Origin of the sequence: Pseudothermotoga sp. (assembly GCF_031962025.1) — a bacterium.
Taxonomy (GTDB): domain Bacteria; phylum Thermotogota; class Thermotogae; order Thermotogales; family DSM-5069; genus Pseudothermotoga_B.
On the sequence record NZ_JAVRKW010000006.1, the window covers coordinates 17,769 to 44,266 of the forward strand.

Genomic DNA, 26,498 nt, shown 5'->3' on the forward strand with positions numbered 1-26,498 from the left:
TACTACCTCCTTTAACCTTTTATGCCGCCGTAGAATGAAAAGCCAAATTTACGCTCGACCAAAAAATACATGATTATCACAGGTGCCGTGTAAAGTAATGCGTATGCAGATATCATGCCGATATCAGGTATTCCAACTTCGCTGAAAAATGTGTATATTGCTATCGAAACAGGATATTTCGTGTGTGTTCTCAGTAAAATGAAGGGAATGAGAAAGTTGCTCCATGATTGCGCAAAAACAAGCATAGCAATGACTATTATCCCCTTGCTTGAAAGTGGCAAGAAAATTCTGAACATGACTTGTAATGGTGAGCTTCCATCTACGAGCGCTGCTTCCTCGAAAGTTTTTGGAATGGAATCAAAAAAATCTCTCAGGATGAATATCGATGTTGGTAGCATGCCCCCAGCCATTGTTAAAACAACTCCAATTTCTTTGTCTATTAGACCTAATCTCAGATTCAACATAAATATTGGGACCATTGCTGCCACACCAGTGACTATGCTCGAGAAAAGAACCAGAATGTAAAGTAAGATATCTCTGCCTTTGAAATAGTGCCTTGAAAGAACGTAAGCAGCAAAAAGTGCACAGATCGTGACCAGAAATACTACACCCACCGAGATGATCAAGCTGTTTTTGAATGCATTGATTGCAGTTTTGTTCTGAAAAACTCTTACAAAGTTGTTCAATGTTGGAGTTGAAACCGATATGAACAAAGATGGCCTTGAACTGAAAGGAGTTATCAGTAGCCAAAGGATTGGCGCAACGAAGAAAGCTAATATTGGTGCAAGGATTATATAGTTTATAACCTTACTTAATCCTCTTGGATCCTTCATGTTTTTTCCTCCGCGATAGCGTTATGTAAAAGATTGCCAAAAGAAAATTTATGAGTAAGATGATCGTTGATATTGCAGACCCATAGCCTATTTTGAAGTATTTAAATGCATTTCTGTATATGTAGATTGGTAGAAGTTCTGTTTTAAAAGAAGGTCCTCCACCTGTTAAAAGATAAGGCGTGAAAACATTAAAAGTCCAGAGTGTTATTAAAATAAAATCCGTAAAGATGTATCCTTTTATGTTAGGCAAAATTATGTCTTTGAATTTTCTATAGAATGATGTCCCTATTATGTCAGCTGTCTCAAGATAGGAAGGTGGAATAGTTTCAAGGGCTGCAGAAAACAGCAGCATAGAATAGGCAGTTCCCCTCCAGGTGTTGAATAAAATGATAGTCAAAATAGGATGATTGTAGAACCAGTTGACTTTTTCAAAACCCAACTTCGATAATAGTACATTCAAAGTTCCAAAATCTTTGTCCAAAAATGCAATCCACAGATAAGCGACAACTACTTCTGGAATGATCCAGGCAAGTATAATTATTGATTGAACAAGTGTTTTCAACTTGCGGCTTTTTCTGTACGTCAGCATGGCTAAAGTCATTCCCAATCCGGCTTGTCCAATTATTGCTGAACCGAAAACGAATAGGAGGCTTACCTTCAAAGCATTGTAGAAAAAACGGTCAGAAAAAACCCTGAAGAAGTTTTCGAGTCCTACAAAGTCAGGCTCTCTTGCTTTGACACCAGTCAATGTTTCATTTGTCATCCCAAGTTTCAAAACCCAAATGGCTGGAAATATGAGAAAAATGGATATGAGGATTAAAGCTGGAACCAGTAGAAACACAACGGCTCTTTTACCCATGAGATATCTTCTCTGCAAAATACCCACCGCCCAGAAAACGGGGGCAAGAATGCCCCCTACATTCATGGCTTTTCGATGATGTTTTGTTTCCCAACTATGCGCGTAACTTCGGCTGCAAATTCTTTGAGGGCTTGTTCCACTGTCATTTGCTTTGTGATAACTCTTTCGGTTAACAGCTGCGCCTGGAATGAAATTTCTGGGTAAACTGGGAACGCGGGCCTAAATGTGGTGTATTTTACCAATGCTCTGCTCGTTTCGGCTATGAATTTGTCTCTATTTACTGCCCAGCATGAATCGGCAAGATCAGATCTTGGAGAGACAAAAGGTTTGAGTGCAAAATAACTGAGTTGTGGTTCGATATAAAGAATTCTCTTCAGAACCTCTGCTACAAGTTTTGGATTTTTCGTATTTGGATTCACAGCAAACCCCGTTCCACCGGATATGGAAACGAATTCCGGATCACCGGGTTTGCCTCTACCAGGCATTGCAGCCCAGCCAATTCTCTCGTCTCTGTCAGGGAAACCCCACGATGGGTTGTTTGGATTGAGAACAGATGTGTACATCCAGGTTCCTTCGACATACATAGCAATCTTTTCCTGCCTGAACAGATCAAATGTTTTTTCGCGAGCACCAGGTGATACTTGAAGTTCGGCGTCGCCCAGTTTTTCGTCAACGTATATCTGCTTGTAGAAATTCAGCGTGTCTCTCAATGCACTACTGTTTACAATCCATTTTCCGGTTTCCCAATCGTAAAGATTTCCGCCAGCTCCAAGTAAAACCATGAAAAATCCCTGCATGGTCGTTGCTTCTCCCATTTCTGTACCTGCGTTGATCTGCAGTGGTATTACACCGGGAAGTTTTTCTTTGATTATTCTCGCAGTTTTGATAATATCTTCCCAGCTTTTCGGCTGCCATGGAATTGAGATTCCAGCTTTTTTGAAGAGTTCTTTGTTGTAGTAGATCATCCTTACATCTGTAGAGGCTGGTACAAGATATGTCTTTCCCTTGTAACTGCCCATGGCTTTCATAGAATCGTAATAATATTTCCACGCTGGAATTGACTCGAGAATGTCATCAATAGGTCTTAAATATCCAGCCTCAACAAACTCTGGTACCCAGAAACCATCGATCCAAAGTATGTCTGCTCCTCCTCCACCTTTGATGTCGAGCACAATTCTGGCTTTGAAATCTTCATCTTTTATACCAGTTTGAATTAATTCAACCTGGATACCGAGTTCTTTTTCAATATCAGGGAGAAACTTCTCAAACCATTCAACAACCTGGGTGTTTTTTCCACCCTTGATAGCATTTGCGATGACAGTTATTTTCTCTGCAACCACAAAGATAGTCAATGCAAATACAAGCAATAAACAGATCCACCTTTTCATAAAAACACCTCCCCCTTGTAAAGTGTTTATTTGCAACCACAAGAATTTCTAACGACGAGTTTTGTTGGAATGTAATGTATCTGCTTTTCAGTGCTATTCCAAGCCATCAAAGAGACAAGAGCGGCCGCTGCCTTCTCACCGATTTTCTCGGGATATTGTCTGACAGTTGTGAGCCTTGGTTGAATGAATTCACTGAAAGGCCTGTCATCAAAACCAACGATAGCTATGTCTTCTGGTATTCTTATTTTATACGCCTGCAGGTGCGAGATAATTTCTATGGCGAGCAAATCTGTACAGGCGAAAATTGCGTCGAATTTCCTAACAAGCTGATGCAATTCTTTTATTTGCGTTTTCTCTATTTGAATTAATTGAAGATTCCCTCCAAATTCATCGCAGGCTTTCTTAGCACCGTATAATCTTTCTCTAACGCTGCTGACTTTTGTGCTTTCCCATGAGACAAAGGCTATTTTTTTATAACCATGAGTCTCTAACAGATGCCTTGTTATATCGTAAGCCCCTTTTTGATTGTCTGATTGAACGCTGTGGTATTCCAGACCCTCGATTGTCCTATCGACGAAAATCAGGGGTTTTTTCTGTTTCACCAAATCCAGCAATGTTTGGTCCGAAAGTGAACAAAGGTGTGGAAGGATTATAAAGCCTGCTACCTGAAGTTGAATCAATCTATCGAGCTTTTCTTTCTCAGAGTTTTCATCGTTGTCAGAAAATTGAACTACAGGGTGAAAACCAAGCACAGAAAGATATTCTTCCAAACCCCGGAGAATACCAACACTCAACACGTCAGAAGCCGTTGTTAGGAAGACTCCAACTAATTTTGAAGAAACCGCCTGTGCCTTTGGAGAAGGTTTTTGAACAAATGCACCTATACCCTGCAGTCTATAAATATAACCTTCGATAGCCAGTTCATCTATAGCTTTTCTGACGGTAATCCTGCTTACCTGAAATAAATCCATCAATTCTCTTTCTGAAGGTATACGGTCTTCTGGAAAAAGTTCACCTTTCTTGATTTTTGAGAGGATATATTCTTTTACAACCGCATACATAGGTTTGTTTTTCATTGTACGCCCCCACTTGTCATTACATGTTATATCATATTATTTCAGTAGTGTCAATACCATACTTAAAGATTTTCGCAAAAGGCGTGAGAATTGTCATTGTGGTGGTGTCTCATAAGATGATCAGTTTATTCTGTGATTCAAGGCTTTTGTTTCAGCGATTGATTTTTGTTAAAATCAAAAAGGATTTTGCTGTTGAAAGGTGGGATATGAATTGGATTGTGTCGATCGAATCAACACAAACTCTGTGAAGTATGATTTTATCATCAACAAATATGGTCAGGATGTGATTCCAGCTTGGATTGCAGATATGGATTTCAAAACAGCCCCACAGATACTCGAAGCGTTTTCAAAAAGAATTGAACATGGTGTCTTTGGGTACACCTTTCGCTGTGATGATTATTACGCAGCGATACAAAAGTGGTATGAAAGAAGGTACGATTGCGAAATTCAAAAAAACTGGATCGTAGATGGACCCGGTGTTGTCCCTATGATCGCAATTCTGGTCAATGTTCTCACACAGCCAGGTGATAAGATCATAATTCAACCGCCGGTTTACCCGCCGTTTTTTGCAGTTGTAAAGAAAAATGAAAGGACAATTCTTGAAAATCGGCTCAAAAGAATTGAAAATACCTATCGAATGGATTTTGAGAACTTGGAAAGAATAATTGATGAAAAGACAAAACTCATCATCATCTCAAATCCACACAATCCTGTTGGCAGGGTATGGACCCAAAAAGAACTTGAAATGCTTTATTCTATAGCACTAAAACACAATCTGATCATCATCAGCGATGAAATACACGCCGATATAGTTTACAAACCTGCCAGGTTCACTTCATTGCTCAGAATAGGTCAAAAGAACGTAATAGTGCTCAACTCAGCAGGGAAGACTTTTAACGTGCCGGGTTTGACAAATTCTTATGGAATAATACCGGATGAAAAATTGAGAAATTCTTACAAAAAAGCCATCGAGAGATTGGAATTAACAACTGCAAATATCTTTGGTATAATCGCTCTTCATGTGGCTTATTCCCAAGCAGAGCAATGGTTGAATGAATTGATAGACTTTTTGCAGTCCAACAGAGATTATGTCTATGAATTTGTGAAAGAGAATATGCCTTTGATAGATCTCACACTTTCGGAGGGAACTTTCCTGATGTGGCTGGATTGTTCAAAGCTGAGATTGGAAAATCCTCAACAGTTTTTTCTCAAAAATGCCAGGGTTTATTTGAACGACGGTGCAGATTTCGGCGATCCAAACTCGGTGAGGTTGAATATTGCCTGCTCGCGAAAATCACTTGAGCAGATAATGCAAAGAATGAAACTGGCTTATGATTCGCTGGGCATGAAGAAGAATGTGTCTTTTGGCTGATTGCCTGTAACAATACAATGGCGAAGTCATTTTTTCTCTGTTTTTTTGAGTTTTGAGTTCAAAGCTGTGCTATCATGAAATCAACGCAGGCGGATGACCGCCAGAAGTTTAGGAGGAATCAGTATGTTCAAAGGTACAGTTAAGTGGTTCGATTCAAAGAAAGGCTACGGTTTTATCACCAAGGAAGGTGGAGAGGACGTATTCGTACACTTCTCTGCGATTAAGAGCGATGGTTTTAAAACACTCAAAGAAGGTCAGAGAGTTCAGTTTGAAGTTCAGCAGGGAAGCAAAGGACCCCAAGCGGTTAACGTAGTTCCAATAAACTGAATCGAACAAAATTGAAACGGAGCCAGACGGCTCCGTTTTTTATTACAACAGCGTGGCGATCATGAGTGCCTTTATCGTGTGTTTTCTATTTTCTGCCTCATCCCAGACACGGCTCTGTTTTCCTTCAATGACATCGAATGTGACTTCCTGACCCTTTACAGCGGGTAAGCAATGCAGAAAGATGGTTTCTTTTTTACCGGTTTTTTTCATCAGAGCTTCATTCACCTGATAAGGTCTGAGCAGTCTCTCGCGTTCCTGTTGTTTACTTTCCTCTCCCATTGATGCCCAGACATCTGTGTAGATAACATCGGCACCTTCAACGGCTTTTTCTGGATCTTCTATTATCTCAATCTTTGCCTCTGTCTGCTGAGCAACGTCAAGGCAGGTTTTGAGAAGATTCTCTTCGGGTCTGAGTTCCTTTGGAGAGCAGATGACATAGTGCATTCCCATCTTTGCACAGCCTATCATCAGCGAGTTTGCCATGTTGTTTCTTCCGTCACCCATGAAAACCAGCTTGATATTTTTCAGTTTTCCAAAGGTTTCCTGAACTGTCATTAGATCTGCAAGGACCTGCGTTGGATGATACACATCGGTCAAACCATTGTAGACAGGAACACCAGAATATTTTGCCAGTGCCTCAACAGTCTCTTGCTTGTAACCGCGGAACATTATTGCATCGACCATTCGTCCAAGTACCCTTGCTGTGTCTTCAATTGATTCTTTTGCTCCAAGTTGAATATCCTGGATAGACAGGAAAATTGGATGTCCACCTTCTTCTGCAAAAGCCGTTTCAAAGGCAAGTCTTGTTCTTGTAGAACGCTTTTCAAAAATCATCGCCAGTGTTTTACCCAGAAATCTTCTGTGAATGACTTTTGCCCTGCTTTCTCTTTTTACCTGTGCCGAAAGATCAAGCAGGAAACTGATCTCTTCTGGAGTGTACTCGAGCAGTGTTAACAGCGATCTTCCTGTCAAATTAACCGCCATGTTTTTACCTCCTTCACTCGTAAAATACCGCTATTTCATTCAATGGCTTTCTTGGACGGTCTTTTCTTGGTTCAGCTGCATATCCAAGGGGAATCATCGCAACACACCTTTGACCGGCTGGTAGCTGAAGAATTTCTCCAGCCTTTTTTTCGTCGAATGCACCCACCCAGCAGGTATCAAGTCCAAAGTTTCTTGCAATGAGCATGATGTGAGTTATGAGCGCTGCGGTATCCTGAATGCAATAAAGGTTTCTACCTCTTTCACCATATCTGGTTGCACTCTCTTCGGGAACTGCTATTATGCAGATGACCCAGGGAGCTTCCAATAAAAATAACTGACCACCAGCGGCATCACACAGATGCTTTCTCAAGGTGGCATTGTGTACAGCGTGTATTCTCCAAGGCTGCTTGTTGCCGGCACTTGGAGCGTTCAAAGCAAGCTGCAAAATTTGCATTACAATGTCCTTTGGTACATCGGTTGGTTCATAATGTCTTATACTCCTTCTTGTTTTGATTGCTTCGAGTAATTCCAATGGGATCACCCCCTCAGATTTTTATTATCTCATCAACCCTTGGACCTGTTGATATGTAAGAGAATTTTACACCGATTTCTCTTTCAATTTTCACTGTGAATTTCTCGAATTCTTTTGAATGCAGAGATTTCCATCCGTCGAGCAATTCATATACCGGTTCAACTTGATCTATGAGTTCAAGGTTGTCCAGCGCTTCAAAAATTTTGCCTTTGATTTTGTAGGCAACGCAAACTGGAATTTTCTCATAACCTGACAGAATATCCGCTTTTGTCAGAATAAGTGAGGTACATCCACTGGATTCAACGGCATATCTGAGCAAAACAAGATCAAGCCAGCCGCATCTTCTTGGTCTGCCGGTTGTGGCACCGTATTCTCCACCGAGTTTACGGAGTCTTTCTCCTTCTTCACCTTTCAGTTCGGTGGGGAATGGTCCTTCACCCACCCTTGTGGTGTACGCCTTCATAACGCCAAAAATCTGATCCAGTTTGATTGGATAGGCAAAGCCAGTTTGTACACCTGTACTTGAACAGTTTGTGGAGGTTACATACGGATATGTGCCCACATCTACATCAAGCAGAACACCCTGAGTGCCTTCGAATAAAAGATCCTTCTCTTTTAGGTTTCTGACGGCTTTTGAACTATCAATCAGAAGATCCTCAATGGAATAGTATTTTTTCATCAGTTCGTCCAGGGTCTTTTGCACATCGATTTTTATCTTCCATATACGCGATAATTCCTCTATGAAATCTCTTGTTCTGGAGACATCTTTCAGATCCTGTATCCTCAAGCCACACCTGAGAGCCCGGTTTGCATACGACAAACCTATACCTCTTCTGGTTGTACCTATTGCAGTCAGGCGCGATTTATCTATTTTTTCATCAAGCTCCCTGTAAATGGGAAGTACAATATGAGCCTGTCTGGAAATTCTGAGCAAAGATCTTGCGTATGGTAGAATATGATCAATCTGCTGGATTTCTTCAATCAACACATCGAAATCCACAACAACTCCCGGACCGATGTACATCATTTTCTGTTTTTTCAAATCGGCAGATGGTAGTAGATGGTGTACTACTTTGAAATCTCCGTAATCTACAGTATGCCCTGCGTTACTCCCACCAGAATATCTGACCACACAATCGTAATTTCTTGAAAGATAAGTGACGACCTTTCCTTTTCCTTCATCGCCCCATTGAAGTCCTATCACCGCTGTTTTCACTGAATGTTTTCCTCCCTTCGGGCGTTGATTTTTTAGACATACTCCTGCTCAAATCTTTTGTAGATCTCATCGACATGTCTTGAGTAGTAATTTGGATCAAAGATCGACTCTATTTCTTCTTCTTTTAAAATTTTGAGATTGCTTTTTGCAAGATCTTTGAGATTTTCCTTTGTTTGCCAGCATTTGAGTGATAGAGACTGAACAAGATCGTATGCTTCATTTCTCGAAAGACCTTTGTTAATGAGTGCGAGCATCAATCTCTGAGAATATATCAACCCATTTGTTATGTTGATATTTCTCATCATGTTATCTTTGTACACGACGAGATTTTCGATCAGATACTTGGCTTTTACCAGCATATAATAAAGCGTTTGAGTTGCATCCGGCAAAATGTATCTTTCAGCCGATGAATGAGATATGTCTCTTTCGTGCCAGAGTATGTTGTTTTCAATCGCGGTGTTTACAAAAGATCTCATTATTCTGGACAGACCGCACAATCTCTCACAGAGAATTGGGTTTTGTTTGTGCGGCATGGCACTCGAGCCTTTTTGTCCTTCTTTGAATGGTTCCTGTGCTTCAAGCACTTCTGTTTTTTGCAGATGCCTTATTTCGGTTGCCATCCGTTCAATTCCACTGGCTATGAGTGCGAGTGTCATCACAAAAAATGCGTGATGATCTCTGTTGACAATTTGACTTGACACTGGTGTTGGTTTCAAACCGAGTTTTTCCAGCGCAGATTTTTCAATCTCCGGTGGGACGTTTGCGTAATTGCCGACCGCACCGCTTATCTTACCAAAATTGATCTGTTCTTTTGCAAAAAGCAATCTTTCGTAGTTTCTCTTTGTCTCAGCATACCAGTTCAGCACTTTTAAACCAAAGGTGGTTGGTTCTGCGTGAACCCCGTGTGTCCTGCCTATTGTCAGGGTGTATTTGTGTTCTAAAGCCATTTTCCACAGTGCTTTGAGCAATTCTTTCATCTGGTTCAGGAGAATTTCACAGGCTTTTGTGAGTGTTAAAGAAAGCGCTGTATCTATGACATCGGAAGAAGTCAATCCGTAGTGGAAAAACCGAGCTTCTTCTCCCATTTTACTTGTCGCCATCTTTACAAAAGCTATGACTTCGTGATCTGTTTGTCTTTCATATTCATTGAAAAGTTTCAGGTCTATCACTGCGTTTTTTCTTGCCCGATCTGTGATTTTCGGTGGTATGATTCCAAATTCCTCGTAAGCCTGCATCACCGCCAGCTCAACTTCGAGCCATCTTTCAAGTGTTGTTCTTTGGTCCCATAGCTCTTTCATCGGTGAGAGGGCATACCTTTCCACCACAAGACTTCCTCCTCTCGAATAGATCTCTCAGACCTATCAGGGCAACTACCAGAAAAATCACCCATGATTTATTCTCCAGTTTTATTTTTGCAACCTCAAAAAGCCCCCAACCTGTAATGGCCCAGAATGCGATCCAGGCAGGATACCAGAGTTTTGTGGAATACGCTAAATCGTATAAAACACTTATAATCAGAGCAGTATAAAACGGTGTAATCTGTATAGTTTCAATTCCTCTGAGTTTGGGCAGTATCATCACCGCGACTGTTAGGATCAAAGTGACGGTGTGCAGTATGTCTGTTTTTCTGAATTTTCTAATGGAAAAATAAACAGATGTTGGGATCGCAAAAGCCGAAAAGATCAAAATGTTCCGTGCGCTGAATTTCAACAGATAGAGTAAAATTACCGCAGCAAAGGAAAACAGCAATTTTGCCATGATATCACATCTTTTCAGGCGCGCTTATGCCCAGCAATGTCAAACCTTTTCTGAGCACAATCATCGTCGCATAGGATAAATTCAAGCGCGCATTTGAAAGTTTAAGATTTTCCTGATCTACTATAAGGCACTTATTGTAGAAGCTGTGAAAATCGTACGCGAGCTGTTCAAGGTACTGTGTCAATTTGCTTGGAGACATGGTTCTTACGACATCTTTGAGTGTATCTTCGAATGCATCTATTTTTTTAATCAAATCGATCTCCGATTTATCATCCAGTAATTCTATGTCCTGTCCTTTTTTGAACGGGATCGATTTGATTTTTGCCTGTTCGAAAAGACTGCAAATCCTGGCGTGGGCGTACTGAACGTAGTACACAGGATTGTCTGATGATCTTTCTTTTGCAAGATTTAAATCAAAGATCATGTGGGTGTTTGGATCTATCATCGCAAAGAAGTATCTTGTGGCATCAACTCCAACTTCTTCTCTGAGTTCTTGCAGGGTTACAAACTCACCGGCTCTTGTTGACATTCTCACTATTTCTTCACCGCGCTTTAGGGTGACAAACTGGTGCAAAATCACATTGAAAAACCCATCTTCTATACCAAGGGCTTTCATCGCTGCCATCATTCTTGGAATATGTCCGTGGTGGTCACTGCCCCAGATATCGTAGACTTTTGAAAAACCTCTTTTGTACTTGTTGTAATGGTATGCGATATCTGTCAAAAAGTAGGTGAGACTTCCATCTTTTTTTATCAATACTTTGTCATCCTCGTCCACAAACTCAGAAACCTTGAACCACAAAGCACCATCTTTCCAGTAAGTGTAGCCTTTTTCCTGAAGGATTTTAAGTACCTGATCGACTGTTCCATCCTTTATCAGGGATTTTTCAGAAAAGTAGACATCAAAATGACACCCGAGCTCTGAAAGATCGTGTTTCATGTCCTGCAGAATATTCTCGACGGCGTATCGCTCAAAAAATAGTGAAATCTGCTCATCCCACTTTTCTTTGTACTTATCCTTCTGTTCTTCAACAAGCTTTCTGGCGATTTCTATTAGATACTGTCCGCGGTAACCATCTTCCGGAATATCGATGTCTTTTACACCAAGAATCTGATTGTATCGAACCCACAAAGACTTTGCAAGCAATTTTATCTGTCTTCCTGCGTCGTTTATGTACATCTCCCTTGTCACTTTATATCCGAGTTCTGTGAAGATATTTGCCAGAACATCACCTATGACGAGCTGTCTACCATGACCGACGGTGAATGGTCCCGTTGGATTGGCACTGCCATATTCAAATTGGATCTTTTCTGGTTCAACCTTGCTCAAAGGATATTCATCGAGTTCTATTGTTTTTGAAAGCACTTTCAGCAGTGCAGATTTTTTCATGACAAAGTTTATAAAGCCTGGTTTTGCAATCTTTATTGCTTCAAACAGATCGCTGTGTTTTAATTCATCCCGCAACTGTTCTGCCAGCTGCATTGGAGGTTTTCTGGCATATCTTGCCCCAATCAATGCGGCATTTGTTGCAAAATCTCCAAAACCTTCTGGTGCGATGTCCACCTCGAAATTGTAATTGTACCCGACGATCCTTTCAACGACATTTTTAAGCTCCGCTTTTAAAAGTTCTCTGAGCAAAAAAATCACCTCACATTGTCCTGTTGCGGTTCATTTTGTTTGTGACACTTGTTATTATCTCAAGATCGCTGTTTTGGCTGTCTGTGATAATTGCGTAAAAAAGCTCTGCCTTTCTTTGAAAACCATATCTTTTTTTCCCGTTCACTTTTTCTACCACAGGTCTCCAGGAACCACAGTTGATGTAGAACTTGTTCTGTCCATCGTGAGGAATAATTCTAAGACAGTTGTGATGTATATGTCCAAATATGACGCCATTGAGCTTTTCTATCTCAGGCTTTTGTTCACAATAGCCAAGTAGATCTTCTTTGTTTAACACTTTCTTACCTTTAAGCAGGTTTTTGGCTACTTTGTAAAGGTAATCTGTTCTTCTGAAATTTCTGATTTTCATAGTTGTCCTGACCAGAAATGATCCTAAGCTCATTCCTCCCATTCTGTTGAGAAAAAGCTTTGAAAAGCAGTGCATCACGGGAAAATTTTTCTTCATCCAGAACTTTGCCTCTGATGTTCTCATCATCTGTAAGAAAGTGCTTATCCACAATTCGAGTACGTCAATGCCAACATCATAGACTTCAACAGCTCTTTCAAACCAGTGAAAAACATCCAGGGTGGGTCTGACGTTGTCGTAATCTCGTATCACTTCAAAAGGTACAAGAGATTGAATATATTCATCAAAGTAAAACATCATGTATCTTGCTATGTAATCACCAAGCGGTGGAACGAGTGATTTGTTCTTTTTGTCGTATCCAAATTTGTTTATTATGTCAAACTGGTTACCATGGATTGCCAGTATACCTGTGTCGGGATCGTAGTAATAAGGCACAATTTTGACGTTCAACAATTCAGATAGCCTTTCTTGCAATGATTTGTTTGATAACAGATAGTAATCATGGTTTCCCACGATGTAAAACACACTGTGATTTTTTGCAAATTCTCTGAAAGCATCGAAAACAAGTGGATGTTTTTTTGCTATGTCATCTATAACTGATCCATCGAGCTGTTCACTGAGCTTGTTGAAAGGTACCAGACCGATTTCTTTCACAGCTCGACTTTCGAGTATCTCAAATCCATCCCCTACGATAACAATTTCAGCGTCTGAGTGCTGTGCAAAATCAGTTATCAAATTCGAAAGTTCGGCATCGAATTCAAAGTCGTCTTTTGCTGAACCGTCTCCGATGTGAAGATCGCTCAGAAAAAGTCTTTTCACCGTTTTCTACCTCACAATGCTGTGTTTTCTTTCAACTTCTGATTATACACCGTGTTTTAAAACGGATAATTGACTTTGTATTATGAGGTACGGAAAAAATTTGCGAGGAATTTGTTAATGCGGGACAAAAAAGCAGGGACAGAGTCCCTGCTCAGATTTTGAATTTTGCGAGTGCATCGATTAATTTTCTTGACATTTCCATCAGCTGTTCACTTGCTTTGCTCACTTTCTGTGCACCATCGGTTTGATCTTTGACCAGCTCCATCATACCTTCAATTTGCTGCACAATGCTTGTTACGGCTTTTGTTGCGTTATCCATTGCACTTGCCATCTCTTGGGTTGCTGCACTTTGCTCCTGCGCACTTGCAGCGGTTGATTCGACCATGCTACCCATGGATTCTACTTCAAACAGGATATCTTTCAGACGTTTACCAACGACAGATGCCTGTTCACTTGCTTCTTCCACGACCTTTGCCGTTTGATTGGTTTGTTCGTCGGCATCTTTCGCGCTTTGCTGAATTTTTCGCAATATATTGGCTATGTTCTCAGTGGCAGATTTGCTCTGCTCTGCGAGTTTTCTTATCTCATCCGCAACAACTGCAAAACCTCTACCTGCTTCACCAGCTCTTGCAGCTTCGATTGCCGCATTGAGTGCCAGCAGGTTTGTTTGTTCGGCTATTGAATTTATCGTTTCAACGATAGTCGCAATGTTTTTCGCGTCTTCTGTCAAGCCTCCGACAGTTCTGGTGGTGAGATCTGCTCTTTCCTTTGCTCTGGCTACGATTTCGACAATTTTCTCGATGGCTTTTTCACCTTCTTTTGCAGAATTTGTGACTCTCTCTGCTCTCTCACTTAACTGCTGGGTTGATTTTGAAACATTTTGAGCACTTGCCGCAACCTCTTCAACACCAGAGCTGACCTGCTGTATTGAGGCAGAAGCATTTTGCACGTTTCTGTTTATTTCCTCTGCTCTCAGTGAAAGTTTATTTGCTATATCACTGCTGTGCTGTGCGATCTGTTCAAGTTCTCTGGAAAAGTTATCTATCGTGTCGGCTGAATTTTTCACTGAACGCATGGATTCTCTTAACGAGACAGCCATTGAATTGAGAGCAGATGCCATATGTGCTATTTCGTCTTTGCCCTTTGACTGAAATTGTGTTGTCAGATCGCCACTACCAAATTGTTCAACACCTTTTGCCAGAGTTTTAATAGGCTTTGAGATCGTGTTACCAACGACGAAGGAAACGAATATCACTATACCAATTATTATGGCTATAACGATGATCATGATCCTCAGTAAGGTATTTGCGCGAGCCATCAAATCACTCTCTGGGATCGACATGCCAAGTGTCCAGTTGGGACTTGAATTGATTGGTGTGAAAAACACAAATGCTTTACTTTTGTCTGGCAGAGTGATTAAACCATTACCTGTCTTGGCTTGGACCATCTGTTTTCCAAGTTCTTCAAGACCAGAATAACCCTTCTGCGAGCTATTCAGAACATTCAATTTGAGAACTGTATCTTTATTTGGATGGGCAAGTACCAGCCCTGTTCCATCCACAATCCATCCATAACCTACCTGTCCCATCTTTATCTGTGAGGTCATTTCACTCAACTTGTCCAGAGAAATAGTACCTCCAAAAACACCTGCCACGTTCCCGTAGCTGTCTAAAACTTTATGTGCAATTATAAAGACGTTCTTTTTGGTCAGTGGTGATTGGTGAATTTCTCCTATGAAAGTTGGTTGATTTTGTCCGACGATTTTTTTGAAAAATTCCCTATCTTTCGCATCGAAAGATACTATGCTGGCACTATCTGTTTCCCACATTTGACCTTTGTAATCACAGACGAAATAGGTTTCAAATACCTCTTTTCTGTCTTTGAGCTTCTCTGAGAGTTGTTGAGCCACCCAGTATGTGGCTGTTACAAGAAAATCCATCGTACTGCTCTGAGCGATAGCCTTCAGTTCAAGAGATCTACCGTTGATCCACTCGCTCACCATCGCAGCATTGCCCCGCACCACTTCGGCGCTCAACTCTTTGGTGAGAGGTAAGACCGTGTTCTGCGTTTGGAAATAAATAAAGATTCCTAAAATAACAAGCAATGTGATTGTGCTTGTTAAAAACCAGAATAGTATTCTTGATCTTACAGATTTCATCCAACAATCCCTCCTTTAAAAAACATGTTGTTATTTTTCTATTGTAATTCTAACACAACTCACATGAGTATTATTATGGCTAAAAGCTCAAGATCTTGTTGCGATGTATTTTCGATTGAATGAGTTTCTCCGGGCGCTGTAAAACAGATATCACCAGCCTGAACAGGTATACTGCGACCGTTATCGTTGAATAAACCTCTGCCCGATAGAATGTAAAATATCTCAAATTCGTTCTCGTGTCTGTGTTCTCCTATGGATGAAGCTGGCTTAACAGACAGTTTTGCAAAAAGTCTTGCTTTTCCCAAAAGGGCTTGTTTTTCTATCAGATGAAGTATATCGACTTCTCCTTTGCCGCCGCGCATGCTGGTGATTTTCTCTGTTCGCATAGACTGTGGGTTTATTACCATGATTTCACCCCCGCTGTTGACCCTTTTAAAAGGGAAGAAGTATTCATCATATATAATATATACTAACACGTATTTTATTTTTTTCTGATCACTTGAAAAGAAAACATCGGTGTGGTATCATACATAATGCGATGGCGGTGTAGCTCAGATGGTCAGAGCGAGTGATTCATAATCACTATGTCGTGGGTTCGAATCCCACCGCCGCCACCAGAAAAATCTTTTAAAAGTGCATGCAGTTCATTTTTTAACAGGAGCACACTCGTGCTCTTTGTTTTTTCTGGGGGTGGATGGAGTGCGAAGATATGCGGTTCTTTTTATCAGCTTTCTGTACTTTTTTGCCTTTGCCGTTGAAATAAGAATGCCAGCCTTTGACAAAAACAACTCTGTGCACAGTATTTACTCATACGATCATGGTGATAGAAAGGAAATAACTGTTGTCTTCTGGGATGAGGATCATCCCAATCCATTCACGGATTTTGTGTATGATATCTATCGCTTCTTCAGATGGGGCAGGTTTTACGACATCGAGACCTTTTTTGTTTTAAAGGACCGTGTGCTCTTTGAAGATGATTTTTGTGATTCACAGTCCTACTATCAGTTGAAAAATTTACATAATAAGGCAGAGATTTCAATCGACGAATTTGAGAAAGTCGATGACGCAGTAGTTGTTTATGTGAGCACATGGAATCACATGTTTTCGAACAAGTCGATGGCTAATACTCAATACATTTCTTTCAGACAGGGTGATCTTGTCGGAACAAGACAGGATGTCGAAAAAATTTACAGTTGGAAAGAAAATGTGCGGTTGAAATTGACTTTGATTTTGTGTACAGCAATGATTTTTCTGGCAGCTTTCACCATTTATTTTAAAAGCAGACACAAAAAGGTCACTATGATAAAAGTTTTCACAACACTTTGTGCTGCTGCAATAGCGGCTGTGAATTTCAATGGTGTCGAATGGTTGATTGTTTCTGGATTGATCTTTAGCGCAATTGGTGATGCATTTTTGGAAAGACCTGAAAAATTCATTCATGGTATGCTCGCATTTTTATCAGCTCATTTGTTGTATTCAGTTGGATTGGGTTTGAAGTTTGCTGTCCCTCCAGTCTGGATTTTCGTAACTGTATTTTTGGTACTGCTGGCTTTGTATTTTACAGTTCTGTATAAACATCTGGCAGGTATGAGATTTCCCATATTCATATATCTTATAGCGATAGGAACCATGTTCGCTTTCTCGTTTTCTCCCATATACAGTGGGATTTATTATCTTAGGGCGCTGTTACCTGTTGCAGGCGGGCTTTTTGTGGCTTCTGATTTTCTCATAGCCGTTGACAAATTTGTGAGAAAAGTGCCATTTCGCAATCTGTTGATTCTTGCAACGTATTTTGCATCTCAGTTGATCATCTCACTGTCAACGATTTTTTAGAAAATCAAAAAATCAGATCGCTTTGTGATAATAGTGAAACAATTCACGAAAAATTTTCTTACACCTGCCTTTTTTGCTCTGATAAAAGGTATCATATTTTCTGAAAGGAGTATCTGACTTTCTGGCAACCAGCAACCTCTCACAATAGATTAACACCTTCTCGCGAGACTGGGGTTTACAGCCCCAGTTTTTTTCTTTTGATGTTGAGTAAGTCAGGAATCAGAAATTTTTTGCGCACAGTTTTGTTAAACTTTCACAGAAGGATCAAAATGTTCGATAGAATAACAATTGTAATTCTCCAAGTAGGAGTTGATTGAGATGAAAAATTCCAGGCTGCTGTACAGGGTCTTTTTCACCTTTCTGAAGATATCCACTTTCACACTCGGTGGAGGTTATGCGATGATCCCTGTCATGCAATGGGAAGCAAAGAAGCTTGGATGGGTCAGCGAGGATGAGTTTTACAGGGATCTTTCGCTTGCTCAATCTATACCGGGTCCAATTGCGTTCAACACCGCTGTTGTGATCGGTAAAAGGGTATGTGGTATTTTTGGAGCTTTCTTGGCAGGACTGGCTATCGTTCTGCCGCCGTTTTTCGCGATAGTGGCTGTTGCAAGTTTGATAAGACCATTTTCGAACAACATCTACGTTCAGAGTTTTCTAAAAGGTTGCTATGCCGCCGTCATAGGACTTGTTTTCAATGTTTTTTATGGTCTTGTCAGGCGCCAAAAGTGGGATGTTTTCAGACTCGCAGTCGTATCAGCTGGTGTTTTATTGCTTGTTTTAAATTCTTCCTTTCTCATCTTGGTTTTTCTCGGTGTCGTTGGCATTTTGTACTACAAGGGGGTGAAGTAGAATGCTTGCAAAACTGGTTTTGATTTTCCTGAAAATAGGTTTTTTCGCATTCGGTGGCGGCTGGGCAATTGTAGGAGTTTTGAAAAATGAAATGGTATCAAATGGTGTACTTTCTGTTGAAGAATTTGCTCAGGTAGTATCGATTGCACAGATGACTCCAGGTCCTGTTGCGATCAATCTCGCTACATACACCGGTTACAAATATTTTGGCTTGATTGGTGCCACAGTGAACACCTTTGCCTTTTTGCTTGCTCCAATTTTGATAATTTCAGCTTTGTTTTTGCTGGCAAAACGCATCAAAGTTGACAAAGAAAGATGGTCCGGAGCACTGACTGGTATCACAACAGTAATGGTTGGTATGACCATATATTCACTGGTTGCACCAAAGATAAATGATCTGTTGATGATATTAATCGCAGCGGCTGTGTTTTTCTGTATTTCAAAATTCAAGATTCATCCACTCATTTTGATCTTTTTAAGTGGGTTTGTGGGTGTTGTCGTTTATGGTGTTTTTTAATGTATAATAGGATCAACAAGGGGGGATTATGGTGAAAAAAACATTAACCGGGATCATCTTAGCGGTATGTGTTTGTCTTTTTGCTTATGAAGCTACCCTGAATTTGCTCAATTTCAAATCGTTCACTTACAAAGTTTTCACTCAGGGTCAGGAAATTCTGGTTGGTTTCACAAGTGATAAAACAAAAGATGGCTATGAGATCACGCACTGGTCGAAATTTGCTGTTAAACAGGATGAAGAATTGAGTTATGACTATTTTGCTACATCATATCTGTCAGCCGTGTTTGCATTTGCCTACAATCCGGCTTATACGAGTTTTTTTGGCATGATCGATCTGGACAATCCAACAACCATGAACATGTACGGTATCAAGATCACCTACGATGGCGAAGAAAAAGTTGGAAAGTACACAGGAAAAAAGTTCACTTATTTTGTGGACGACAAACCACTGATGAGCTGGGTTGTAAACAAACAGGTACCTCTTGTTTTGAAATCTACTATCTATGAAGCCGATTACACCTTTGAGCTTGTTGATTTTCAAACAAGATAGCCTTGATTGATTAATCTTTTCTTGCGGCAAAGAGTTCTGCACCTGATAGGAAGTATTTTGTCAGTGTAAAGAACAGTATAAACATCGGTATACTGGCAATTGCCGCTGCCGCCATTAAAGCACCTTCGTTGGTGTATTTTTCTGTTGCAAACTGGATGATGTACAGCGGTATGGTTTTCTTTTCAGGGCTCTGCACCACGAGCAAGGGCCACAGAAGGTTATCCCACTGGGATCTGAATGTCAAAATAGCAAGTGTGGCAACGGCCGGAAGACTGTTGGGTAGAACGATTTTCCAGTATATACCAAATTCAGTTGTTCCATCTATTCTGGCAGCGTCAATCAATTCGTCTGGAAAGGTCAGCAAATACTGTCTCATCATGAACACACCGAAGGCATTCATCAAAAGAGGCACGATTAATCCGGTATATGTGTCTTGCATGTTCATTTTTGTTACGATGAGGTACAGTGGGATCATTATCGCTTCGAATGGAATCATCATGGTACTCAGGATCATCATAAACACGAAGTTTCGACCTTTGAATCTGTACTTTGCAAGACCATAGCCAGTTAAAGAACTCAACAGCACAGTTCCAACTGTCGTCAAAGATGCTACTAAAAAGGAATTCCAGATACTTCTCAGATAAAAGAATTTCCCATCATTTCCCTTTATAGCCTGCCAGTAATTCTGCAATTTGAACTCTCCACTGATCCATGGATACGGTATTCTCATTATGTTTTTTGAAGACATGACAGAGGCTGTGAACATGAACACAATCGGTACCAGAATGAAGATGGCAAACGAAATCAGAAAAAACCATATAATGATGTCTACAATTATCGACTGTTTCATAATTCACCTCAGTAAGAGATGTTTTCAGTCTTTGAAATTTTGATCTGCAGATAACTGAAAGACATGATTATCAGGAAAAGAATCACGCTCATCGCGCTTGCTCGTCCGATCTGCCGGTCTCTGATGGCTGTGTTGTATATGCTGAGTGTGATAACGTCAATTGGCTTGAGCGGTGCACCTCCCTGAACAAACAGATACTGTGTGCTGAAGGTTCTCAGACACTGAATCATTGACATAACTGAGACCAGAAGTGTGGTTGGCTTTATCAGTGGCAGGGTAATGTACCAAAAATCCTGCCATTTGGTTGCTCCATCTATTATGGCAGCTTCGTGAACAGATCTTGGGATACTCGCCATACCGGCAACAAAAATTATCGTGAAATAACCAACGTATTTCCAAAAGTAAACTATTATCGTTGCGAGCCTCAGCATATTCTCATTTGAAAGCCAGTGATAATCGATTCCTTTTGTGTTGAAAATAAAGTTCAGAAACTGGTTGGACAATCCCCTTGGGTCGAAAATCAAAAGCCAGATCGATGCCGCTACGACTGATGACAAAACTGCAGGTGAGTAATATGCCATCTGCAAGAATTTTTGAAATCTTTTTCTGGTGAGGATCAAAGCCGCAAAAGCCAGACTGAATAAAACCATCGGTACAAAGGTTCCAAAAGCAAATATAGATGTTGCCTTGATCGAGTTCCAGAAAGCCTCCGATTTGAAAAGATATAGATAGTTATTAAAACCCACGAACTTTGGTGGTTTGAGCGACAAAAGTTCTTTTTTGAAAAAACTCGTCCAAAATGCGTTTGCCATTGGATAAAAACTGAAGATTGCAAAAAAAATTATAGCAGGCAGAGTAAATACAAATCCCCAAAGTGCTTTTTTCCTTTCCAAGGTTCGCAAACCTACCACCTCAGAAAAAGGTGGGTATAACCCACCTTTTTTGTTTATTCTTCCTGGAGAAGTTCATTTGCTTTCTTTTTGAGAATTTTCAAAGCTTCCTCTGGTGTTGTATTTGTCAACATCACAGATTCGACAGCTTCTTTGATCAGTTGTTCAAACTGTGGTCCTTTTGGATGAAGTGGAACAATATGAGCTTTTTCCATATCCTGAAGGAAAACTTCTGCATACGGATAATTTTTGAATGTATCGGATTCGATCAGAGATTTCTTTGGCTGTATGAGACCAACATTCAGCAAGTAATCCTGCGGGTGGCTCAGCATGTAATTTATGAATTTCCATGCCCACTGTTGCTTTTCTTTTGAGCTTTCTTTGTTGACCATGTAATAATGTCCATAATAATTGCATCTGACATCCCTGACGGCATCTTTGAAAACAGGGAATGGTATGACCATCCATTCTTTGCTGTTGTAAAAGGCAGGATTTTCTGCTTTGATTCTGTCTATCTGGTACAAGCCAGACAGGCACATTGCAACGGTGTTGTTGTCTTTATTGAATTCTTTTCTTGCAGGGTTGTAGGTTGGGGAACCGAGGTTCTTTCCATTTGGTCCCCAGTCTTTCATGAATTTCAGTGCTTTTAGCCATGCTTCATCATTTACAATCGCTGTTTTTAAATCTTCGCTGAACAGTGCTCCTCCAAGCTGTTCGACCATTGGCAAGAAGAAAGTTAAATAATATGGGTATCGAAAGTCAAAACCCCTTCTTTTTATGATCTGCCCTTCTCTTATTACCAGTTTCTCGCTGATCTGTACCATTTCTTCCCACGTTTTTGGATAATCTTTTTCTGGATCAAGCCCTACTTCTTTGAAATACTTTTTGTTGATAAAGACGCACCAGTTTGTGAGCTCTAAAGGTAAACCATAGATCTTACCCTGATATGTGACTGCATCAAGAGCACCTTCGATATACCAGTCTTTCAGTTCGTCAAAACTTTTCAAACCGAGTGCATTCAGATCCACCGGAGCAACTCTTTCATTGACGATGTACGGGTATGCATCCTGTATCTCTATGTTGAAAATGTCAGGACCTTTGTGTGCTGCGAATGCCGTGAGCACCACTTCTCTGATCTTTGCTGATGGATAAGTCACGCGTGTGATTTTGACATTCGGATACATCTTCTCAAATTCCTGAATATACCGCTCTTCCAAAGGAGTTCTGTTTGGATCCTCATGAGTCCAGATAGTTAACTCGATTTGAGCAGCACAGACCATTACCGCTAATGAGAACGCCATAACCAGTGTAACCCACCTCATACCAGTACCCCCTTTAAAAATTTTTGAGTAAAAGACGAATCACAAGAAAATAATACCACATAAGGCTCTGAAAAAATAAGGTTTTTTTGAACGCGTTATACTCAAACTTAAATTTATTGTAGAATATTCTTAAAGAAGGAGAGTGTCACAAAAGTTGACCAAGGTCAATTTACAATTTCTTTCAACTTTGCGTCTTGATGAGTGAAAAACTCACACATTCTTGATGAACTTCTGAATGTAGTCAAATTTCTTTACAATTGGATTGAGAATCTATCTTTGGGAGGTGGTGGAATGAAAAACAAGCTGATGTTTTTTATCCTGTCTGTGTTTTTGGGGGTTACTACTGTTTTCTGTCAGTATTCGAACAGCTTTCAGACTTACGACGTTTTTGTTTACTCAAAATATCCTGTGGGTTCCATCTGGGGTGATCCGCTACCTGACGCTCCCGCATTAGCTTTAAGAGGAAAATATTTAGTCGGTGTACAAACCCTTGAATTAATCAATCCTGGACAGATCGATATTCTCAGAACCATAGCGGAGAATTCTGTGGTTGTCTATGACAGACCCCTTAAAGTTGAAATATGGTACCCTGCAATACTTGAGCCTGGACAGGTTCAATTGACTTTGTACAGTGATTTTCTCGGGAGAGCCGATAAACCCGGTACTCTGAGACCTTACACATTTTTGGGTAGAGCCACTCTTAACGCTTTACCAAACACACAAGATGCTCCTTATCCGCTTGTAATAATATCCCATGGATATCCAGGTTCACGCTATCTGCTTGCGTATCTTGGGGAAAATCTCGCTTCCAAAGGCTACGTGGTCGTTTCAATAGATCATACAGATTCTACCTACAAAGATGTCAGTGGTTCTTCGAGTTTTGTGAGTACTGTTGTCAACCGTACTATCGATCAGAAGTTTGTGATACGTGAGATACTCAAGATGCCAGTCTGGAAGGACATGTGTAACCCTGACGCAGTTGGAATCATAGGTTATTCCATGGGAGCATTTGGTGCGCTAATGACTCTCGGGGCAGGACTGGATAATAATGAGATTGTTAACAGGTATTTTGGAGTATTTGCTTCCAAGTTGTTCGCCAAACCTTCCGATGAAGGCGATCCTCTTATGAAAGCCTGTGTTCTTTTTGCTCCGTGGGGTGGTGCAGTTGGTTCAGATCCTACGGGAGTGTGGAATAAAGATTCTCTTGCCAAAATAAATGTTCCAACACTGTGGATTGCTGGCTCTGAAGATGATGTTGCCGGTTACAGAGGAATCGTGAACCTATTCAATTCAGCGGTTAATTCTAAACGCTACCTTTTGACTTATCTGAATGCTCTGCACAATGTAGCACCTCACCCAGCACCAGCGGAAGCAGTAGAATTTGATGATTACTATCGCTTTGCAGATCCTGTCTGGGATGTATGGAAAATAAATAACATAAACGAGCATTTTGTGACTGCATTTTTTGATTTCTATCTAAAAGGTGATGAAACGGCAAGAGAATACCTCAATGTCACTGCTGGAAACTGGCCCGGTTTCAAACCACGAACTAAGGTGGGAATGGAATTCAGGTTTGTTGATCCTGAAAAAGCACCATGAATCTTTGAGTTTATTACAGGGCGGATTCGCCCTGTAATTTTTCTATCAGTCGTATGGCAATTCACTTTTTTCAATGCAAATAGGTTTCTTTGGTAATCAAATATGGCATGTCACGCCGCAATGCTCTTTATAAAAAACAAAAAACGGTGGAATTTTTCCACCTTTGGGTGAGTAGCTGGCGCTGTTCAAAGCCAAAATTCATAAAATTAGGTGGCGCCCCCAAGGGGATTCGAACCCCTGCTTCTGGCTTGAAAGGCCAGTGTCCTAGGCCGCTAGACGATGGGGGCACAACACAAGTTATATTACACTATCAGTTGGATTTGGTCAAGAGGTTTTCAAAATAAAGGCGGCAAGCGCCGCCTGGTCGGGGCGACTGGACTTGAACCAGCGACCTCTTGCGCCCCATGCAAGCGCGCTAGCCAAACTGCGCCACGCCCCGCGTAACTAATAATACCACTTGAGCACGAGTATTTCAAGATACAAATAACTCAAAATTCCAAAAAGTGCGGATTTATTGGAAACACAGAACTTATATATAGGAATTCTAACCTGTGGCTGTAAGGTTTTCAGTGTTATCAAATTTAGTTGACTGTTATGAATTGTGTGATATGATTGATAAGGTAAACAAGAAATTTGGAGAGGTGATAGAAAAGTGAAAGAAAAAATTCATCCCGAGATGAAGCTTGTTTCGGTGAAATGTGCTTGTGGCGCAGAACACAAATTTTATACAACTCGTGAAAATGTCAGGATTGATGTGTGTTCAAATTGCCACCCATTGTACAAAGGTCTGTCTGGTGCAAGCCTGGTAATAGACACGGAAGGTAGAATAGAAAAATTCCGCCGCAAGTATAAAGACAAACAATACTGAAGAGCAATACATTCTTCAAGGAGGGGCATTTTGTGACAAAGGTCGGAGATGTTGTGAAGAGCAAAGTAACTCAAATTACAAAGTTTGGTGCAATGGTTACACTCGAGAGTGGAGAAGCAGGTTTTATTCACATTTCCAAGATAGCCAACCAGTACGTGAAAAACGTCGAGGATTTTCTCAAGCAGGGTCAGGAAGTAACCGCAAGGGTCATCGGCAAAACTAAGGATGGCAAGTGGGAACTGTCTTTGAAGGAACAAAAAGGACCGGAAAAGGGTTCAGAGGATCAAAAAGGAACAAGCAAAGCCGAGTTTGAGAAGAAACTCGCAAAATTCATGAAGGAAAGCGAAAGAAAAATGGCGGAGTACCGCAAAAGGGTCGAGAAAAAGGGTGGGAGGTTCTAAAGAAGATCCTCAAGTTTCTCTGGAAACGGTTCTGTGTTTCTGACTACAATTACTTTGGTTCCAATGTCTATTAAAGCATCCAGAGTTTCTACGTCTTGATTGAGCAAGCGCACACAACCATGGGAGATTCTCTTTCCGATCTCCCATGGTTTTGTTGTACCGTGGATGCCATATGTTGGATCCGAAAGCTGCAAAAATCTCGTTCCCAGACCGTTTATAGGTGAACGTGGCGGTATATACTCTCCATACCAGTAAAGTGCGGGATCTACTTCCTTTTTTGTGATCCAGTAGATTCCAGGTGGTGTCGTGTCGCTTTTTCCAATTGCAGCAGGAAAGGTTTTGATCAGGATCTGGTTGTAGTACAGTGCAAGGCGCGCTGTCAATGTGTTTATGACTATTGTTGTCAAAGAGCTGTTGAATTTCACTCTGGCTAATTTCAGAACAGTGCCGGCGATCAATTTATTCGAATCTTCCAAGCCGTTTACAATTTCAAGATCTGCCATTCTCAGTTTGTAATTGTTGGCTATTTCCCATAAAGTTTCGCCGGGCTTGACGGTGTGTTGATAAGGTGGAACCTGTTCTATGACAAAAGGAGCGGTATTCCCCCTGAGAAAATTGGCGACCCCTGCAAGAATGAAAATATCTCTCTGTACTTTCTTTTTCAATCCATAGGGCAATTCAAATTCGAAAGTGATTTTGTCTATACCATCTTTGAGTTTGTCATCGGTATAGAGATAGAGAATATCTGAGTAGGTGAAAGATCTGAACGAGGCATTTTGCAGTTGACAGTTCTTCAGTTTCCAATCTTTGGGACTCTTTATAATAACATACAATCTTTTGTTGTTTTCAATATCGGTGAACAGAGAAATTTCCGGCTGGGCTCTGTATGAAGATACTCGCAGGATAGATGGATCTGTACCTTTCATGATGTTTTGCAAGATGTTCTGTCCAAAAACTTCTGGTACGATCCAGTCTGTTCTCGATACGTCGAAGGTTATAACCTGCTTTGAGCTTTCCACTGGCAGTCTGTGCCCAGTTTGAGTGAGAATATAACCCTTGAATGAATCTGATGTAGAATACAGAGGTTTTACAAATAATGAGAGTCTTTCGTTTTCAAAAGACAGTACCGACAGTTCATGGTCTATTCCAAAGCTCAGCAAGTTCAAGAAGAATAGCAAGAGCAATACGACTCTTTTCATCGGTCCCAACTCTCTTTACCGTCCCGTCTTTCTTGAAAATGATCACGCTGTTTTGATCACTTCCCATTGCTTCGACCCTGTTTGCGACTATCATATCAAGGTTCTTTTTTTTCAGTTTTTCCTGAGCGTATTCTTCGATGGACTCTGTTTCAACGGCAAACCCGACAAGAATTTTGTTTTGCTTTCTCTCTCCCAGATATTTCAAAATATCGACAGTTTTTTTCAAAGGTATGCTCAACTGCTCTGAGTTCTTTTTTATTTTACTCTCGCT

General features: G+C 40.7%; 27 protein-coding genes and 3 tRNA genes. 10 read left to right on the forward strand and 20 right to left on the reverse strand.

The features are described from left to right. Window positions 1-11: 11 nt before the first annotated feature. The 4 genes from AC4E92_RS06075 to AC4E92_RS06090 are packed head-to-tail and all read right to left on the reverse strand — an operon-like array spanning window position 12 to window position 4,156. Complete coding sequence (locus AC4E92_RS06075; RefSeq protein ID WP_490239705.1) at window positions 12-833, reverse strand: carbohydrate ABC transporter permease; 822 nt, start codon at window positions 831-833, stop codon at window positions 12-14. Next, the gene (locus AC4E92_RS06080) at window positions 808-1,710 is read right to left on the reverse strand and encodes a carbohydrate ABC transporter permease (protein WP_490239706.1); all 903 of its coding nucleotides are present in this window, start codon (window positions 1,708-1,710) and stop codon (window positions 808-810) included. Before AC4E92_RS06080 ends, AC4E92_RS06075 begins: the two co-directional genes overlap by 26 nt. Before the next feature lie 44 nt (window positions 1,711-1,754). After that, window positions 1,755-3,080 carry an extracellular solute-binding protein gene (locus AC4E92_RS06085; RefSeq protein WP_490239707.1) on the reverse strand — a complete coding sequence of 442 codons (1,326 nt, stop codon included), beginning with the start codon at window positions 3,078-3,080 and terminating at the stop codon, window positions 1,755-1,757. A gap of 26 nt (window positions 3,081-3,106) precedes the next feature. Continuing rightward, complete coding sequence (locus AC4E92_RS06090) at window positions 3,107-4,156, reverse strand: GntR family transcriptional regulator (RefSeq protein WP_490239708.1); 1,050 nt, start codon at window positions 4,154-4,156, stop codon at window positions 3,107-3,109. Between the two features lie 211 nt (window positions 4,157-4,367). On the opposite strand from AC4E92_RS06090, the gene AC4E92_RS06095 reads away from it, so the two are divergent. Continuing rightward, a complete protein-coding gene (locus AC4E92_RS06095) occupies window positions 4,368-5,528 on the forward strand; it encodes a MalY/PatB family protein (RefSeq protein WP_490239709.1) in 1,161 nt (386 codons plus the stop codon). Between the two features lie 123 nt (window positions 5,529-5,651). After that, entirely contained in the window at window positions 5,652-5,855 is a 204-nt protein-coding gene (locus AC4E92_RS06100; RefSeq protein WP_490239710.1) for a cold-shock protein, read from the forward strand. 42 nt (window positions 5,856-5,897) lie between these two features. On the opposite strand, the gene argF is transcribed toward AC4E92_RS06100, so the two are convergent. From argF to AC4E92_RS06145, 9 genes are all read right to left on the reverse strand, one after another. After that, window positions 5,898-6,839: an ornithine carbamoyltransferase gene (gene argF / locus AC4E92_RS06105; RefSeq protein ID WP_490239711.1), complete on the reverse strand. Its 942-nt coding sequence runs from the start codon at window positions 6,837-6,839 to the stop codon at window positions 5,898-5,900. Window positions 6,840-6,852: 13 nt separating this feature from the next. Then, on the reverse strand, window positions 6,853-7,371 hold the full coding sequence (locus AC4E92_RS06110; protein WP_490239712.1) for a nitroreductase family protein: 519 nt from the start codon (window positions 7,369-7,371) through the stop codon (window positions 6,853-6,855). A gap of 13 nt (window positions 7,372-7,384) precedes the next feature. After that, window positions 7,385-8,587, reverse strand: coding sequence for an adenylosuccinate synthase (locus AC4E92_RS06115; RefSeq protein ID WP_490239713.1), 1,203 nt, complete (start codon window positions 8,585-8,587; stop codon window positions 7,385-7,387). A 32-nt stretch (window positions 8,588-8,619) separates the two neighbouring features. Continuing rightward, on the reverse strand, window positions 8,620-9,912 hold the full coding sequence (purB, locus tag AC4E92_RS06120; RefSeq protein WP_490239714.1) for an adenylosuccinate lyase: 1,293 nt from the start codon (window positions 9,910-9,912) through the stop codon (window positions 8,620-8,622). Next, entirely contained in the window at window positions 9,851-10,345 is a 495-nt protein-coding gene (locus tag AC4E92_RS06125) for a hypothetical protein (RefSeq protein WP_490239715.1), read from the reverse strand. The genes purB and AC4E92_RS06125 overlap by 62 nt, the downstream gene beginning before the upstream one ends. Before the next feature lie 4 nt (window positions 10,346-10,349). Next, entirely contained in the window at window positions 10,350-11,984 is a 1,635-nt protein-coding gene (gene argS, locus AC4E92_RS06130) for an arginine--tRNA ligase (protein WP_490239716.1), read from the reverse strand. A gap of 10 nt (window positions 11,985-11,994) precedes the next feature. Then, a complete protein-coding gene (locus AC4E92_RS06135; RefSeq protein WP_490239717.1) occupies window positions 11,995-13,188 on the reverse strand; it encodes a metallophosphoesterase family protein in 1,194 nt (397 codons plus the stop codon). Between the two features lie 151 nt (window positions 13,189-13,339). Further along, complete coding sequence (locus AC4E92_RS06140; RefSeq protein ID WP_490239718.1) at window positions 13,340-15,346, reverse strand: methyl-accepting chemotaxis protein; 2,007 nt, start codon at window positions 15,344-15,346, stop codon at window positions 13,340-13,342. A gap of 59 nt (window positions 15,347-15,405) precedes the next feature. Then, on the reverse strand, window positions 15,406-15,753 hold the full coding sequence (locus AC4E92_RS06145; RefSeq protein WP_490239719.1) for a cupin domain-containing protein: 348 nt from the start codon (window positions 15,751-15,753) through the stop codon (window positions 15,406-15,408). A gap of 133 nt (window positions 15,754-15,886) precedes the next feature. Here AC4E92_RS06145 and AC4E92_RS06150 point away from each other — a divergent pair. The 5 genes from AC4E92_RS06150 to AC4E92_RS06170 all read left to right on the forward strand — a co-directional run bounded on the left by AC4E92_RS06150 (window position 15,887) and on the right by AC4E92_RS06170 (window position 19,098). Then, a tRNA-Met gene (locus AC4E92_RS06150) sits at window positions 15,887-15,963 on the forward strand. Between the two features lie 82 nt (window positions 15,964-16,045). Next, a complete protein-coding gene (locus AC4E92_RS06155) occupies window positions 16,046-17,179 on the forward strand; it encodes a lysoplasmalogenase (RefSeq protein ID WP_490239720.1) in 1,134 nt (377 codons plus the stop codon). A gap of 318 nt (window positions 17,180-17,497) precedes the next feature. Next, window positions 17,498-18,031: a chromate transporter gene (locus tag AC4E92_RS06160; protein ID WP_490239721.1), complete on the forward strand. Its 534-nt coding sequence runs from the start codon at window positions 17,498-17,500 to the stop codon at window positions 18,029-18,031. 1 nt (window position 18,032) lies between these two features. Next, the gene (locus tag AC4E92_RS06165) at window positions 18,033-18,548 is read left to right on the forward strand and encodes a chromate transporter (RefSeq protein ID WP_490239722.1); all 516 of its coding nucleotides are present in this window, start codon (window positions 18,033-18,035) and stop codon (window positions 18,546-18,548) included. A gap of 31 nt (window positions 18,549-18,579) precedes the next feature. Further along, complete coding sequence (locus tag AC4E92_RS06170; protein ID WP_490239723.1) at window positions 18,580-19,098, forward strand: hypothetical protein; 519 nt, start codon at window positions 18,580-18,582, stop codon at window positions 19,096-19,098. Between the two features lie 10 nt (window positions 19,099-19,108). On the opposite strand, the gene AC4E92_RS06175 is transcribed toward AC4E92_RS06170, so the two are convergent. Genes AC4E92_RS06175 through AC4E92_RS06185 form a run of 3 tightly spaced genes read right to left on the reverse strand, consistent with a single transcriptional unit; the run spans window position 19,109 to window position 22,160 of the window. Next, on the reverse strand, window positions 19,109-19,948 hold the full coding sequence (locus tag AC4E92_RS06175) for a carbohydrate ABC transporter permease (RefSeq protein WP_490239724.1): 840 nt from the start codon (window positions 19,946-19,948) through the stop codon (window positions 19,109-19,111). A gap of 8 nt (window positions 19,949-19,956) precedes the next feature. Continuing rightward, window positions 19,957-20,850 (reverse strand): carbohydrate ABC transporter permease, encoded by an 894-nt coding sequence (locus tag AC4E92_RS06180; RefSeq protein WP_490239725.1) that lies wholly within the window; start codon window positions 20,848-20,850, stop codon window positions 19,957-19,959. A gap of 44 nt (window positions 20,851-20,894) precedes the next feature. Next, on the reverse strand, window positions 20,895-22,160 hold the full coding sequence (locus tag AC4E92_RS06185) for an ABC transporter substrate-binding protein (protein ID WP_490239726.1): 1,266 nt from the start codon (window positions 22,158-22,160) through the stop codon (window positions 20,895-20,897). A 291-nt stretch (window positions 22,161-22,451) separates the two neighbouring features. Here AC4E92_RS06185 and AC4E92_RS06190 point away from each other — a divergent pair, with 291 nt between their 5' ends. Beyond that, a complete protein-coding gene (locus AC4E92_RS06190) occupies window positions 22,452-23,759 on the forward strand; it encodes an alpha/beta hydrolase family protein (protein WP_490239727.1) in 1,308 nt (435 codons plus the stop codon). Between the two features lie 211 nt (window positions 23,760-23,970). On the opposite strand, the gene AC4E92_RS06195 is transcribed toward AC4E92_RS06190, so the two are convergent. Both AC4E92_RS06195 and AC4E92_RS06200 read right to left on the reverse strand, forming a co-directional pair. Next, window positions 23,971-24,046, reverse strand: a tRNA-Glu gene (locus AC4E92_RS06195). Window positions 24,047-24,120: 74 nt separating this feature from the next. After that, window positions 24,121-24,198 (reverse strand) — tRNA-Pro (locus tag AC4E92_RS06200). A 213-nt stretch (window positions 24,199-24,411) separates the two neighbouring features. Between AC4E92_RS06200 and rpmE the strand changes: the two genes are divergently transcribed. After that, window positions 24,412-24,627, forward strand: a complete 216-nt coding sequence (gene rpmE, locus AC4E92_RS06205) for a 50S ribosomal protein L31 (RefSeq protein WP_490239728.1) — start codon at window positions 24,412-24,414, stop codon at window positions 24,625-24,627. A 32-nt stretch (window positions 24,628-24,659) separates the two neighbouring features. Next, window positions 24,660-25,028 (forward strand): S1 RNA-binding domain-containing protein, encoded by a 369-nt coding sequence (locus tag AC4E92_RS06210; protein ID WP_490239729.1) that lies wholly within the window; start codon window positions 24,660-24,662, stop codon window positions 25,026-25,028. Here the strand turns inward: AC4E92_RS06210 and AC4E92_RS06215 are convergent. Both AC4E92_RS06215 and AC4E92_RS06220 read right to left on the reverse strand, forming a co-directional pair. Further along, window positions 25,025-26,227, reverse strand: coding sequence for a L,D-transpeptidase family protein (locus tag AC4E92_RS06215; RefSeq protein ID WP_490239730.1), 1,203 nt, complete (start codon window positions 26,225-26,227; stop codon window positions 25,025-25,027). The genes AC4E92_RS06210 and AC4E92_RS06215 overlap by 4 nt on opposite strands. Next, window positions 26,163-26,498, reverse strand: a 336-nt coding sequence (locus AC4E92_RS06220; protein ID WP_490239731.1) for a phosphopantothenoylcysteine decarboxylase domain-containing protein, incomplete at its 5' end; no start/stop codon positions are given. The genes AC4E92_RS06220 and AC4E92_RS06215, both read right to left, overlap by 65 nt.

Bases quoted from the DNA above. Each gene is read 5' to 3' on its own strand.
- AC4E92_RS06075 (WP_490239705.1), bottom strand. From the start codon at position 833: ATGAAGGATCCAAGAGGATTAAGTAAGGTTATAAACTATATAATCCTT.
- AC4E92_RS06085 (WP_490239707.1), bottom strand. From the start codon at position 3,080: ATGAAAAGGTGGATCTGTTTATTGCTTGTATTTGCATTGACTATCTTT.
- AC4E92_RS06090 (WP_490239708.1), bottom strand. From the start codon at position 4,156: ATGAAAAACAAACCTATGTATGCGGTTGTAAAAGAATATATCCTCTCA.
- AC4E92_RS06100 (WP_490239710.1), top strand. From the start codon at position 5,652: ATGTTCAAAGGTACAGTTAAGTGGTTCGATTCAAAGAAAGGCTACGGT.
- argF (WP_490239711.1), bottom strand. From the start codon at position 6,839: ATGGCGGTTAATTTGACAGGAAGATCGCTGTTAACACTGCTCGAGTAC.
- AC4E92_RS06125 (WP_490239715.1), bottom strand. From the start codon at position 10,345: ATGGCAAAATTGCTGTTTTCCTTTGCTGCGGTAATTTTACTCTATCTG.
- AC4E92_RS06140 (WP_490239718.1), bottom strand. From the start codon at position 15,346: ATGAAATCTGTAAGATCAAGAATACTATTCTGGTTTTTAACAAGCACA.
- AC4E92_RS06145 (WP_490239719.1), bottom strand. From the start codon at position 15,753: ATGGTAATAAACCCACAGTCTATGCGAACAGAGAAAATCACCAGCATG.
- AC4E92_RS06160 (WP_490239721.1), top strand. From the start codon at position 17,498: ATGAAAAATTCCAGGCTGCTGTACAGGGTCTTTTTCACCTTTCTGAAG.
- AC4E92_RS06165 (WP_490239722.1), top strand. From the start codon at position 18,033: ATGCTTGCAAAACTGGTTTTGATTTTCCTGAAAATAGGTTTTTTCGCA.
- AC4E92_RS06175 (WP_490239724.1), bottom strand. From the start codon at position 19,948: ATGAAACAGTCGATAATTGTAGACATCATTATATGGTTTTTTCTGATT.
- AC4E92_RS06185 (WP_490239726.1), bottom strand. From the start codon at position 22,160: ATGAGGTGGGTTACACTGGTTATGGCGTTCTCATTAGCGGTAATGGTC.
- AC4E92_RS06190 (WP_490239727.1), top strand. From the start codon at position 22,452: ATGAAAAACAAGCTGATGTTTTTTATCCTGTCTGTGTTTTTGGGGGTT.
- AC4E92_RS06215 (WP_490239730.1), bottom strand. From the start codon at position 26,227: ATGAAAAGAGTCGTATTGCTCTTGCTATTCTTCTTGAACTTGCTGAGC.